11 protein-coding genes and 1 pseudogene are annotated in these 13,781 nt (G+C 48.0%); 5 read left to right on the top strand and 7 right to left on the bottom strand.

Annotated features, from left to right (window positions below; genetic code table 11):
• Positions 1-82: 82 nt before the first annotated feature.
• From FTU55_RS12120 to FTU55_RS12095, 6 genes and pseudogenes are all read right to left on the bottom strand, one after another.
• Positions 83-535, bottom strand: a pseudogene (locus tag FTU55_RS12120) (Lrp/AsnC family transcriptional regulator); the annotation flags it as partial.
• Between the two features lie 272 nt (positions 536-807).
• Positions 808-2,436: an iron ABC transporter permease gene (locus FTU55_RS12115; protein WP_180047208.1), complete on the bottom strand. Its 1,629-nt coding sequence runs from the start codon at positions 2,434-2,436 to the stop codon at positions 808-810.
• Between the two features lie 80 nt (positions 2,437-2,516).
• Complete coding sequence (locus tag FTU55_RS12110; protein WP_016659966.1) at positions 2,517-3,530, bottom strand: extracellular solute-binding protein; 1,014 nt, start codon at positions 3,528-3,530, stop codon at positions 2,517-2,519.
• A gap of 24 nt (positions 3,531-3,554) precedes the next feature.
• Positions 3,555-4,667 (bottom strand): ABC transporter ATP-binding protein, encoded by a 1,113-nt coding sequence (locus tag FTU55_RS12105; protein WP_180047206.1) that lies wholly within the window; start codon positions 4,665-4,667, stop codon positions 3,555-3,557.
• Between the two features lie 308 nt (positions 4,668-4,975).
• Entirely contained in the window at positions 4,976-5,668 is a 693-nt protein-coding gene (locus tag FTU55_RS12100; protein WP_180047204.1) for a pirin-like bicupin family protein, read from the bottom strand.
• 169 nt (positions 5,669-5,837) lie between these two features.
• A complete protein-coding gene (locus tag FTU55_RS12095; protein ID WP_016659969.1) occupies positions 5,838-7,076 on the bottom strand; it encodes a L,D-transpeptidase in 1,239 nt (412 codons plus the stop codon).
• 204 nt (positions 7,077-7,280) lie between these two features.
• Between FTU55_RS12095 and hemE the strand changes: the two genes are divergently transcribed.
• The 5 genes from hemE (at position 7,281) to FTU55_RS12070 (ending at position 13,268) form a co-directional block, all read left to right on the top strand.
• A complete protein-coding gene (gene hemE / locus FTU55_RS12090) occupies positions 7,281-8,351 on the top strand; it encodes a uroporphyrinogen decarboxylase (protein ID WP_005176463.1) in 1,071 nt (356 codons plus the stop codon).
• Positions 8,352-8,379: 28 nt separating this feature from the next.
• Positions 8,380-9,204, top strand: coding sequence for a DUF817 family protein (locus FTU55_RS12085; RefSeq protein WP_016659970.1), 825 nt, complete (start codon positions 8,380-8,382; stop codon positions 9,202-9,204).
• 123 nt (positions 9,205-9,327) lie between these two features.
• Positions 9,328-9,798 carry a DUF3015 family protein gene (locus tag FTU55_RS12080; RefSeq protein WP_005176467.1) on the top strand — a complete coding sequence of 157 codons (471 nt, stop codon included), beginning with the start codon at positions 9,328-9,330 and terminating at the stop codon, positions 9,796-9,798.
• Positions 9,799-9,874: 76 nt separating this feature from the next.
• Positions 9,875-11,773 carry a DUF4105 domain-containing protein gene (locus tag FTU55_RS12075; RefSeq protein WP_180047202.1) on the top strand — a complete coding sequence of 633 codons (1,899 nt, stop codon included), beginning with the start codon at positions 9,875-9,877 and terminating at the stop codon, positions 11,771-11,773.
• 133 nt (positions 11,774-11,906) lie between these two features.
• Positions 11,907-13,268 (top strand): diguanylate cyclase, encoded by a 1,362-nt coding sequence (locus FTU55_RS12070; protein WP_180047200.1) that lies wholly within the window; start codon positions 11,907-11,909, stop codon positions 13,266-13,268.
• 111 nt (positions 13,269-13,379) lie between these two features.
• On the opposite strand, the gene FTU55_RS12065 is transcribed toward FTU55_RS12070, so the two are convergent.
• On the bottom strand, positions 13,380-13,736 hold the full coding sequence (locus tag FTU55_RS12065) for a cupin domain-containing protein (protein ID WP_005176472.1): 357 nt from the start codon (positions 13,734-13,736) through the stop codon (positions 13,380-13,382).
• Positions 13,737-13,781: the final 45 nt, after the last annotated feature.

The raw sequence follows: 13,781 nt of genomic DNA, 5'->3' as shown, positions 1-13,781 counted from the left end.
GAGATCCATGCACGTGTAGCAGTCCTTAACAGATTTACGGAATTAGGTCGCCCACTTACCCAAGTTACGCCTTAAATTTGGCTCAATTAGGGGCGCTTTGCATTTCAAATCTTTGTGCAACAAAGCCGGTTGACAGTAATATATTGGTTTCACTGTTATAAATCCCTGAAATACTTCTGATCCGACTTAAAATTAAATCAAAATTCACCAAATTGTCGGACTGGATTTCTACCAGTAAATCCCATTTGCCATTCGTTGTATGTAAGGTCTGAATAGCCGGATCGAGACGTAGCTCCTTGATGACGGCCTGTGCCTTGTTGCCTTCCACCATAATACTCATCCAGGCCTGAATAAGCTGCGGATTCAGGTTCGGTTTAATGCGTACCGTATAGCCGGTAATGATGCTAGTCGCTTCCATGTACTCGATTCGCTTTTGAACCGTGGCCCGGGAATTTCGGGTTTTCTGCGCAATTTCTGTAATTGAGATACGTGCATTTTCTCTTAACAATCCAAGTATTTTATTGTCCGTTTTATTTTTTTAAACGGATGAATAATTGGTTTTTAATTCTTGATTCTTAGTTATTATTGAATAATAAAAAAAATAATTGGATTTAAGGATAATATTCTAAGCACTATCTGCCTAAACTATTTCTGAATAAAATTCTTTATCCCAAGCTTATTAAAAATCAAAAGTGTATCTCTATTTTATAAGGCTATTCTCTTTAAACGATTTTCACTATAAAAAGAGAGAAGGCTAAACTTGCACTCAATGTTGAAGCAGAGTTTAGCCAGTTCATCTAGTTCAGATTAACGTACAGTTTTCCCCAACCGTGCCAGTAAAATCACTGGAATCAGTCCGACCAGAACAATCAATAAGGCTGCAATTGCGCCTTCTTCATAGGTACCACGTGAGGCTTCGGCATATAACTGCGTGGCCAGGGTTTCCATATTCAGCGGACGTAGCAACAATGTGGCCGGCAGCTCTTTCATACAGTCCACAAAAATCAGTAAGGCTGCTGAAATCAGTGCAGGACGTAATAAAGGCAAATGGATACGGGTCAGAATCCCGCTTTTGCTCTGGCCCAGATTACGTGCGGCATCATCAAAAACGCCATGAATCCGGTTATACCCCGATTCAATCCCGCCAATTGAAATGGCTAGAAAGCGTACCGCATAGGCGTAAATTAAGGTGAAACTGGTGCCTAAAAACAGCAGGCCGGTATCCAGACCAAGCTGGAATTCCAGAAAATCCGCTACGGCGTGATCAATCGCGCCCAAAGACAGCATCAGGCCAATGGCCAGTACGGTGCCCGGAATGGCATAGCCCAAACTGGCAACCCGGCTTAGCCAGCTGCTTCGGCTAAACCGTGCGGTACTCACAATCATAAAGCCAATTAGCATGGTCACAAAAGTGGCAATACTGGCTAAGGTAAGCGTATTGATTGAGGCTTGCAGCAGATATTCAGAGAAACCGGCATATTGTAAACGCTGATAAGATTCGACCAGTAAATGACTGATTGGAATCAGAAAACCAATAATCACCGGAATCAGCCCTAGGCCGAATAGCAGCCAGGCTTTGGCGCCGGTCACTGGCTGGGCGGGCATCAGCCGGCTACGCTGGGCCGAGTTCATATAGCGCTGTTTGCGTCGCCCCAGCCGTTCTACCAGTACCAGCAGGCTAATGATCAGCAACATAAAAATTGCAATCTGGGCGGCACTGGCCAGATCGGACTGGTTGGTCCAGGTCGAATAAATTGACAGGGTCAGGGTTTTAATGCCCAGAAATTCGGTGGCACCAATATCATTGATGGTTTCCATCAGGGCCAGACTGGCACCAACCGCAATGGCCGGGCGAGCCAGCGGAATCGCAACCCGGAAAAATACCTGTTCCGGTTTTAATCCCAGACTGCGCGCTACTTCAATCAGGCTGGCTGACTGCATCAGGAACATGGCACGGGTGCTTAAATAGACATAGGGATACAGCACAAAACTAAGCAGAAAAATCGCGCCCCAGAGCGAGCGGATATTCGGAAACCAGAGCTGCTGCATTTCTAGCTGAAGCCAGTCCCGCAGCAGGGTCTGCACAGGACCAATCGGATGCAAAATATCAATATAGCTATAGGCAATAATATAGGTCGGTACGGCCAAGGGCAGTAACAGTGCCCAGTCCAGAAAACCACGGCCACGGAATTGATAGGCCGTGACCAGCCAGGCACTGCCGGTACCAATCAGAATCGTCAGAATCCCGACACCAAACAGCAACAGGCCGGTTTCAATCAGGGTGGGAGGAATCACATATTGCAGCAGATGGTCCCAAATCTCGCTATTGCTCTGTAAGGCCGTCCAGAGCAAAGCCAGCACAGGCAGACAGGCCAGCAGGGTAAACAGGCCACTGAGTGAAAAAAGTGCAGTTACAGGAGATTTTTTCTGGGTCATCGGGGGATCAACAGGCTGGACATGGACACAAGACTGATAGCACGAGCAGCAGTCTGCCCGCGCTATCTGATGATTCAGGTTTAGTGATTAAACTGGACTTTATCAACCAGCAGATTGGCTGCCTTACGATGGCGAGCAATCTCACTTAAACGCAGTGAATCAATATCTAACTTGCCGAAACTGGCGATAATCGGATCAATCTTCACGCCTGGTTTGACGGGATATTCATAACCACTTTGTGCATACATGGCCTGAGCCTGATCTGAGGCCAGGAACTCCAGTAACTGTACCGCTTCTTTGCGATTTGGCGCATGTTTGGCTACAACTGCACCTGAAACATTGACATGGGTGCCGCCATTTTTAAAGCGCGGTAACACCACATTAATGGCATTGCCCCAGCGCTGCTGTTCAGCATTGCCATTGCGCATGGTGCCCACATAATAGGTATTGGCCACACCAATATCACAGATTTTACCCAGAATATCGCGCGCCACATCGCGGTCACCGCCACTGGCCGGACGTGCCAGATTGGCTTTAACTCCACGTAACCAGGTTTCTGCCGCTTTTTCACCATGATGGGCAATATAGGCGGCAATTAACGCGGTATTGTAGGGATGGCTGCCCGAACGGATACAGATTTTGCCTTTCCATTGCGGATTGGCCAGATCTTCATAATGAATGGCGTTCAGTGGGGTACGTTCTTTGGAGGCATAGACTGCACGGGCACGCATTGACAGGGCATACCAGTGACCATTGGCTGCACGTAAATTGGCCGGAATGGCATTATTTAATACTTTGGAATTCACGCGCTGGGTGAGATCTGCTTCGACCAGATCCACCAGATTGCCAAAATCGACGGTCAGCATCACATCGGCCGGTGAACGGCGTCCTTCAGCTTTCACTCGCTCCAGCAGGCCATCTTTAATAAACACGGTATTGACCTTAATGCCGCTGCTTTCGGTAAATTCTTTTAATAAGGGCTGAATCAGCACCGGTTCACGCGTGGTATACAGGTTTACCTGCGCGGCTTGCGCCAGACCGCTCAGCGCCAGCAGGCCGCTGGCCAGCAGTGGAATTTTGATTGTTACTTTCATCATTTTTCATTCCTTATTGTCAATTTAAAAAGTATTGGCCACTTCAGTCGTGGTGGTGGCTGCCGGCTGTGAATCTTGGACGAAGAAAAAACACTGCTGCAGATTGAGGCTCACATAGACCTGTTCCTGATAAGCGGTCTGTGCCGGGCTGACCTGCGCCAGAATAATAGTCTCGGGGTCCAGTTGCAGGCGTAGCTGTTCGGCATGCCCCATAAAGCTGGAGGACAGCACGGTCGCCGGGATTGCACCGGTAGTCGGCTGGCTAAACACCTGCACCTGATGTGGACGGAAACAGCAGCGGATTGGCTCTTGGTGATGCGCCAGCGCTTCACTGATGGGATGTGCGCCAAAACAGGTCTGTAATTGCTGCGCGACACGCTGCGCCGGAATTTCATTCAGGGCAGAAAAATAACGGGCGGCAAATAAGGTGGCTGGCTGCCGGTACAGGGCTTTAGGCGTACCGATCTGAATAATTTCACCCTGATGCATCAGGATAATCTGATCGGCAATTTGCAGCGCCTCTTCCGGATCATGGGTAACAATAACTGTGGTGGTGCCGGTCTGCTTCAGAATTTCGATGGTATTTTGCCGGATCTGGTCACGCAGGCGATGATCGAGATTGGAAAAAGGTTCATCCATCAAGAGCACCTGCGGTTTAGGTGCCAGGGCACGGGCCAGGGCCACGCGCTGCTGCTCGCCACCAGACAGGGTATAGGGATAACTGTGCAGATGATGCTGCATCGAAACATGCTGTAGCGCCTGTTCGGCCACCGCCTGACGCTGTGCTTTGGGCAGTTTTTTCAGGCCAAACATGACATTGTCCAGTACGCTTAAATGCGGAAACAGGGCATAGTCCTGAAACACCAGGCCAATATTGCGCGCTTCGGCTGGAATCTGTTGCTGTTCATTCCACAGGATTTGCTGTTCAAGCTGGATTGAGCCACTGCTTGGGGTTTCTAATCCGGCAATCAGACGAAGCATGGTGGTTTTGCCACAGCCAGAATGGCCCAGCAGGCAGATAATTTGTCCGCGCTGTGCAGACCAGCTGGCCTGATGCACCGCAAAACGCGAGCCGAATTGTTTGCTCAGTTGCCGAATGGTCAAGACATTGGCCTGAGCTGCAGTATAAGCATTCATGGTCAATTCACAGGATGATTTTTATGCAGTTATCATAACTGAGAATTTTTCTCATGTAGAGTGTTTTTACCAATGAGAATGTAAATAGTTTCAGTTTTGAGAGTTTTATTGGGTTACAGGCGATCGGCCGATTTTATTCAGTTTATTTTCATAAATGGTATTTGAGTTGCTGCAAAGGGTGCAGCTTAAACAGACTGTTCACACTCAGGTAAAAGTCAATCAAGGCCGGCTTTAAGACATAAAAATAGCCGCTCAATGGAGCGGCTATTGGGCCAAAATCATCATGGCCCTTGGGAGAGAAAAATGGCTTATTTGCCCGGTAAGTCAAACCAGATCATCTGGCTTTCTTCGGTTGCCTGAATATCCGCATGTTCCGCGAATAACAGTGCATCACCAGCTTTAACCGTATGTTCACCAATCTGCACTTCACCACGAATCACATGCACATAGTTGAGCTGCTGGGTCGCCTGTACGTTTAGGCTTTGGCCGGCTTCAAGTACCGCGGTTTTCACTTCAGCCTGCTGGCGAATATGCATGGGTGCCTGTTCGGTTGGGCCAACAATCAGGTGCCATTGGTTCGGCTGTTCACGTGGGTCGAGTTTAATTTGCTGATAATTTGGCTCTGCATCACGCACATTTGGATGAATCCAGATTTGCAGCATATGCACTGGTACATCGCCCTGGTTGATTTCACTGTGCTGAACCCCGGTTCCGGCGCTCATCAGCTGCCATTCACCCGCACTGATATGCCGTTCATTGCCCATGCTGTCTTTATGTGAAATGGTGCCATCCAGTACACAGGTTAAAATTTCCATGTTGTCATGCGGATGGGTACCAAAACCATTGTGGGCAGCAATCCGGTCATCATTAATCACACGAAGCACACTCACACCCATGTATTTCGGGTTGTACCAGCTGCCAAATGAAAAGCTGTGTTTGGTGTCTAACCAGCCGGCTTTAACATGACCACGTTCTTCACTACGATGTAAGTAGGCGTTCATCAGATAATCCTCTAATTCTTTTTGAGCTTGAGGCTATCTTAGTGTTTTACCTGGTGCCTGTTCTAGGCATGGAATGCAACATATCGTTCCAGATTCGCAACGTCATAGATTCAAACCTCCGTAATCAAAAAAGCCTGCATCGGCAGGCTTTTTATGGGGTATAAGCAGATTATTCGAGGAATTTAACCGTAACCCCTGAACGGACTTTACGGCCCAGGTCGTTGGCATCCCAGTTGGTCAGACGGATACAGCCATGCGAATAGGATTTAGAAATCATCGACGGGTTTGGCGTACCGTGAATACCAAAGGATTTTTTGCTCAGACCAATCCAGATATTCCCCACTGGACCGTTTGGACCTGGTGGTAAGGACAGTGGCTTCATGTTTTTGCCCTGGATAAAGTTACTTGGCGAGTAGCTGTACCACGGGTTTGGTGCCACACCAGTCACTTTATAAGTCCCGGTTGGTGAAGGGGTGTTGGTATTCCCAATACTGGCCGGGAATGATGCGATCATCTGGTTGCGGCTGTTAAATAGATACAGCTGCTTAGCGCCTTTGTGCGCCACAATCAGGTGGATATCTTCCGGCAGGTCATTACGTACATTGGCCACAATCAGTTTCTGACCGGCTTTGTTAAAGTTGGCATTTGGATTGAGCTTTTTCAGGAAGTTCTCATCCATATGGAACTTTTCACCCAGCATTTCAGTGACGCTGGTGTAGTGCAGGCCTTTCATTTTGGCTTGCAGTGCATAGTCGCCCGGAATTGATTTGACATACGGACCTTTCAGGTCATCTTCAGTAATGGTGTATTCCACAAAAGCCGGTTTTGAACCCTGACGGGCAATTAAAGCATCCCAGGTTTCCTGCGTCAGCACACCGGTCGGTTTAATCCCGTTCATCTGCTGGAAAGAGGCAATCGCTTTCAGGGTATTTTTACCGCTGGTTCCATCAATCGCACCCGGAGAAGCATGAGCATTATTGAGCATCACATGCGCGCGCGCATAGACCGGGAACTGGCCTTTGCCAATATTTTCATACCAGCTGGCATTGTTCAGGCCATCTAAAGTCCAGGAGGCTTTGGCTGGCGCTGTGCTGGCTGAAGTCGTTGCAGGCGCAGCAGTTGTCGGTGCGCTGCCGATATCAGCCTGGGTATCTTCGGCATTTTGCAGGTCTTCTAGGGTCGCTGAAGCCTTGTTCAAATCTTGTTCTTCTTGTTGCGTAATTTGCGTTTCAACTTCTGAAGGTACGACTGCCGCTGATGCGTCTGTTGCAAGCGGATCAATCGGATCTTCAACCGCTGTATCGCTAATCAATTGAGGATTCAACGGCTGTTCAGCAGTGGTTGCAGCCAGGGCTGTACCAGCAAACATGCAACTTAAACTCATTGCGAGTACTGTGCGAACGAACATGTAAGTCAACCTTAAGAATTATTCATTTACATTTTAAAAACTACACAAGTATTACAGAAAAAATGAGGAGATGCAGTATCTGTTTTGTGTAAATATCACTTTTATCTTTTACAGTCCGGCATTTTTAAAGGACTAAAGAAGTTATTAAAATTTCTGCCTTTTTGATATGATGGATGCAAGATTCAGTCGAAGTTAGGAAAGTAAATGACGGCCTTAAAAAATGATCGTTTTCTACGTGCCTTGTTGCGTGAACCCGTAGATACCACGCCGGTATGGATGATGCGTCAAGCAGGACGTTATCTGCCTGAGTATCGTGAAACCCGTGCCAAGGCCGGAGATTTTCTTTCCTTGTGCAAAAATACCGAATTTGCCTGTGAAGTGACCTTACAGCCTTTGCGCCGTTATGAGCTGGATGCAGCCATTCTATTCTCCGATATTTTAACTGTACCGGATGCTTTGGGCTTAGGTTTGTACTTTGAGGCTGGTGAAGGTCCGAAGTTTCATAAAACCGTGCGTACCGAGCAGGATGTCGCCAATCTGCCGAATTTTAATGCCAAGTCAGATCTGGACTATGTCATGAATGCGGTATCGACCATTCGTTCAGCTCTGGGCGGACAGGTGCCGTTAATTGGTTTTTCCGGCAGTCCGTGGACGCTGGCGACTTATATGGTTGAAGGTGGTTCAAGCAAGGATTTCCGCTTTACCAAGCAGATGATGTATGCCCAGCCGGAAGTGCTGCATGCTTTGCTCGACCGTCTGGCAGTCGCTGTGATTGACTATTTGAATGCGCAAATTGATGCTGGTGCACAAGCGGTGCAGATTTTTGACAGCTGGGGCGGGGCACTGGCGCATCGTGAATATATCGAGTTCTCGCTGAACTATATGCAAAAAATTGTAGCGGGTCTGCAACGCGAAAAAGATGGCCGTAAAATTCCGGTCATTCTATTTACCAAAGGCGGCGGTCAATGGCTGGAGCCAATGGTGGCCACCGGTGCCGATGCCTTTGGTCTGGACTGGACCACGCCATTAAATGTGGCGCGCCAAACCGTGAATGGCCGTGCTGCCTTACAGGGCAACCTCGATCCAGCCACGTTATATGGAAGCCCGGACTCAATCGCCAAGGCGACTAAAGCCATGCTGGATGATGCCTATGCCCATGGTGAAAAAACCGGCTATATTGCCAACCTGGGACATGGTATTACCCAATGGGTTGATCCGGCCAATCCGAAAGTCTTTATTGATACGGTACATGAATACAGTGCCAAGTACCTTTAAGAAGATGCAACAATATTAGGATTCAGCCTTGATCACAATTTTAAAATCAGGTTTTGAATTCACTTATAAGGCAGCTTCGGCTGCCTTATTTGGAATTTTATTGCTGATTGCTTTTGCTTTTACCGCCAGTCTGGGTAGCCAGGACTATTACGGTTTTTTCCGTTATGACTATTTGCTGTTTTATGCGGTCCTCATTCAGATTTTACTGCTGTATCTCAAGCTGGAATCCTGGGCCGAGGCCAAAGTCATTGCGCTGTTTCATCTGCTGGCGATGATTATGGAAATTTTTCTGACCCATCCGGCGATTGCGTCCTGGCAGTATCCGCAGCCGGCCGTATTTAAAATTATGACCGTGCCGCTGTTTGCCGGGTTTATGTATTCGGCTGTCGGCAGTTTCTTTGCCCGGTCCTTGCGTTTGTATCGGGTATCTTTTACTCGCTTGCCGGGTTTTGCCAATATGCTGAGTCTGGCGGTGCTGTCTTATATTAATTTTATGAGCAAGTTTTTTGTGCCGGATATCCGCTATGTGCTGTTTGCCTGGAGCGTACTGATATTCTGGAAAACCCGTATCCAGTTTGAATTGCAGCATCACCGGATGCAGCTGCCGATGTTACCGGTCTTGTTGTTACTGGCCTTTATTATCTGGATTGCAGAAAATATCAGCACCTTTTACCAGATCTGGCTGTATCCAAGTCAGGTCGACAGCTGGCATATGGTTGGCTGGGGCAAGTTGGGGTCCTGGTATCTGCTGTTATTGCTGAGTCTGGTGCTGGTCTTGAAAATTCTGGGTGATCGTCAGCCAAATGGCATCTGGCAACTGAAACCTGCGCACTTAAAGGATACAGAAAAATAATTTTTCCACTTTGGTATAAAGTGTTTTGTGTTCGCTGGCGGATGCGTTATCTTTAAACAGTGTAATAAAAATTACACATTGTGAAACAATAACAAACTCAGATAATAAATTCTGGAGACTTTTATGTTAAAAAAATTAGCTTTGGCAGCAGTATTGGCAGCAGGTTCAACGGCAGCATTTGCAGACGCTGATGCCGGCTGTGGTATTGGTTCTCAAGTTTGGGCAGGTCAGTCTGGTAAAGTGCCTAAAATTTTAGCTGCTACAACCAATGGTATTTTTGCAAACCAGTTGTTCGGTATTACCTTCGGTACTTTAGGCTGTAGCGGTACTGGTACTGTAACTGCGCAAGTGGTGACATTTACCAATGAAAATGCCGAAACGCTGGCGCGTGATATGGCTGTAGGCGAGGGTGAAAGCCTGAACGTACTGGCTGAATTACTGAGCATTAAAGCAGAAGACAAAGCACGTTTCTTTGCAGTGACCAAACAAAACTTCTCTGAAATTTATTCAGCTGACAACCAGACTTCTGTTGAAGTGCTGGCTTCTTTACAGTCAGTGATGGCACAAGACGACATCTTAAAAGCCTACGTCTAATTAAGCATCCCATAAAACCCTGTCTTCTGGCAGGGTTTTTCTCTATATAAGAACCAAATAAGAATTGATCTGCTGAATGAAACCTCTTGCTTTTGTATGTGCTGCTTTGTTATCTCCTGTGGCGTATGCCGCGACGTCTTCTCCTGAATCTTCAACGCCGGCACAGTTGTATATCCAGCGTGCTGAACAGCAGCAACTGGCACAGCAAAATACCTGGCAACGCTTAATGTATGCCAATACTTCCGGGCAGAGTACTGTCAGCTATGCCGGCTATTTTTTAACAGAGGCCAAAACACCCGATTTAAATCAGGAATTACAGGCGCATATTGCAGCGCTGTTTCAGCAGGCCGAGCCAAATCAATCGGTACAATGCCGTTTTCCGGCACGTAGCCGCTGGCTGGTGCAACAACTGAATATTCCACAGACGGAACTGGCTGCCGTGGCCTGTCCGGAACTGGATGAATGGATTGGCCAGATTCGTCCATACAAAACCACTTTAATTTATGCCACCGATTTTATGGGCAATCCCAGCTCCATGTTCGGGCATACCTTGCTGCGACTGGACCCGAAAGATCAGCAGGAACTGAACCTGATTTCCTATGCGGTGAATTATGCGGCCACAGTGCCGGGTGAGCAAAGCTGGTCCTATGCCTGGAAAGGTCTGACCGGACAGTATCCGGGTGAATATTCCCTCATGCCGTATTACCGCAAGGTTAAGGAATATGGTGATCTGGAAAGCCGCGATTTATGGGAATACGAGCTGGATTTAAGCCCGGATGAAACCCGTTTTCTGGTGGAACATATCTGGGAAATGAAGCACGTCAGCTTTCCCTATTATTTTTTCAGTGATAACTGTGCCTATCGTTTATTGGGCCTGATTGATCTGGTCCGTCCAGAGCTGAATTTACAGCAACAGTTTAAAGTGGCGTCGATTCCGGTTGAAACCATCAAGGCGCTGGCAGATTCAGATCTGGTCAAAGACACCGTGTATCGCCCGGCGCTGGAAACCCAATTACTGGCTCAAGCCCGCCAGCATGGTACAGACCTAGCGCAAGCGGCACATCAGCTGGCTTTTGCCGAATCTACCGATTTAAATACGTTATTGCAGCCTTATACCGCATTAGAGCAGGCCAAAATACTGGAAATGGCCTACGATGATCTGTACCTGCAGTTTTTAGCCCGCAAGGTCGAAACCGGTTTTGCCCAGCCACGTTTACGCCAATTACTCAGCCTGCGAAGCCAGCTTCAGGTCGACAAGCAGCGCCGCGCGCCGGACGTCCCAAACGTTGATCCAAGCCAGGGCCATCATGCGCGTAATCTGACGTTAAGCACTGGTGAAGTGCAGGGACAATCCTTTATCGAACTGGGCCATCGGCAAGCCTATCATGATCTGCTCGATCCGCAAGGTGGTTTTCGTACCGGGACTCAATTGCTATTTTTACAGGGTGCGCTGCAATATCGGGATGAAACCCTAAAACTGAGTCAGCTCGACGTGCTGGCGGTGAACTCCTATAACCCGATTACGCCGTTTAAAACACCATTGTCCTGGGGTTTTAATCTGGGCTGGACCCAGGAAGCGCTCGATCAGCATGGTCAGTTCAGCACTCAGGAACAGCATGGTGTAGCCAATTTACAGGTCCAGATGGGCTATAGCTGGGCCAGTGCCGACCGTGAGCATATTTGCTATGCCCAGCTACAAAACCATCTACAGGCCGGTAAAGCACTGGGTCGTGGCTGGCGCGTGGGTGTCGGACCCACCTTGGGCTGCCAGAATATCTGGAGTCCGCAGCTGAATAGTGTGCTGCAAGTGGAATTGCCATACTGGGAAGATGCCCAGCAATGGAATTTGAGACTGCACAGCCAGCTGCAATATGTGCTGAATCCGCAGCATGCGATTCGTCTGGGCTGGGAATATCAGCAGCAGAATCAACAGGACTGGCATCAGACCAGTCTTGGTTATGCCTGGTTCTTTTAAGCTGAAGTCGTGAAGTCAGGCTTGAAAATCCAGATTGTTATTAAGTGAATATTCATTTAATTCACAAAAGAATTGTCTTATGTGACAGCTGCGTTAAAATCTGCGCTGTAATTCATCTGTGTGAGGCGGTTGTATGAACCAAGAGCGTATAGAGGAACTTGCAGCGCAGTGGCAGGCGATTTGCGGGCAATTTTCTGAAACCGATTTAAGCTATAGCTTCGAGTTCATTCAACAGCATGTCACGGTGCTGGTGGCCGAATTTTATCGACAGATGATGCAGGAGCAGGAAGCCTCCTATTTCCTGTCCGATGAACTGGTACGTAGCCGCCTGAAAAATGCTCTGCAGCAATGGCTGCTGGACAGTTTTGCGGTTCCGTTCAAGCAGGATTTTAAAGTCATTGTCACCAAGCAGCTGAAAGTCGGGGAAGTGCATGCGCGTATTGGCGTTCCTTCTTGGCTGATTATTCGCGGCATCCGCGAAATCCAGCGCAAAAGTTTTGCCTTTTTTCTGCAAACCCCGCAGGCCGATGTACTGGCTGCTGCCGATTATATGACTCAGGTGCTGAGCCTGGCCGCAGAAATCATGTGCCGCACTTATGAGGCCAAGGTAGAAATTCATAATGATATGAAACACACCTACCGTCTGTTTTCTGCCATGCAGGATGTGGCCGTGCAAAAAGACCGCCAGCGCGGTTGTCTGCTGGACTGGGAAAATGAGCTGATGTTTAAGGCCTTTTCTGATCAGTCACAGCTGTTTCATCCGCCACTTTCCAAATCTGAATTTGGCCTGTGGTTCATCCATAAAGCAGCCTATGCTTTTGCCAGCGCCGAGCAGGTGGAGTTTATTATCCAGCGGATTTATCAGGTGGATCAGTTGAACCAGCAGCTGCTGGACACTTCCGATCAGCAGCAGATGCTGTTACTGATTCAGCAGATTCGCTGTAAAAACCGCGAAATCCAGCATCTGGTCGATCAGCTGTTTCAGGTGGCGGAATATATCGGCACGGGCAATGATTCGCTGACCCAGCTGTTAAACCGGCGTTATTTAAATACCATCCTGATTCGTGAAATCCAGTTCTCGCGCAAAAACCGCTCACCTTTAAGTCTACTGGCGATTGATGCCGATTTCTTTAAAGAGATTAATGACCGCTATGGCCATGCCGCCGGTGATCTGGCCTTGCAGTTTATGGCCGAAGTGCTGCTGGAATCGAGCAAGGGTAGTGATTATGCTTTCCGGGTTGGTGGGGAAGAGTTTTTATTGCTGCTGGTCGATAGTGACTGGAACCGGGCCCAGATGATTGCCGAAACCATCCGTCGCCGGGTTGAAGATACCCCAATCCGTTCTGCTGAAGGTGAGAGTTTTAAATTTACCGTGAGTATTGGCGCAGTGCAGTATGATGGCCATCCGGATTATCAGCGTTTTCTGGATGCCGCAGATGCAGCCTTATATAGCGCCAAAAATGCCGGACGTAATCAGGTCTATCTGGCCAAATAAGCCTTTTAAGTCTCATCCCGGCATGAAAAAACGCCCAAAACTGTCGGGCGTTTTTTATATCAAAGCAGCAAGATAAAACCAGCCAAAACATCAAAAAGCTCAAGCGGTATTTTAGGCCTCAACCACCACATAATATTTTTTCACTGCTGCAACCACTTCAAAGGTACCGACAAAACCCGGTGGAATAATTCCGGCCTGACCGGCGGTAACTTCAATATATTGTCCGTGCTGGTCATGAATACGCACCACGCCTTCAATCACATTAAAGAATTCCTGTTTATTGTCAGCAAAGACAATATTCCAGGCGCCGACTTCGCACTGCCAGATGCCACAGCTCATATTGGGATGTTCATAGGCACTATAGGTATCACGTTTGGGATTGCCTTTGACCAAACGATCCGGACGCGGGAAGTCGACACTGCATTCACTTTGGGTCAGGCCCTGACCGGCTAAATAAATTGAAGACATTTGCATTCCTTAAAATAATAGGGAAACCAGCGGTAGTATAAGAAA

This window comes from Acinetobacter sp. YH12117, from assembly GCF_013418865.1.
GTDB classification, from domain to species: Bacteria; Pseudomonadota; Gammaproteobacteria; order Pseudomonadales; family Moraxellaceae; genus Acinetobacter; species Acinetobacter indicus.
Note: the sequence above shows the minus strand (reverse complement) of the source record. Positions and strands in the feature narration are given on the sequence as shown.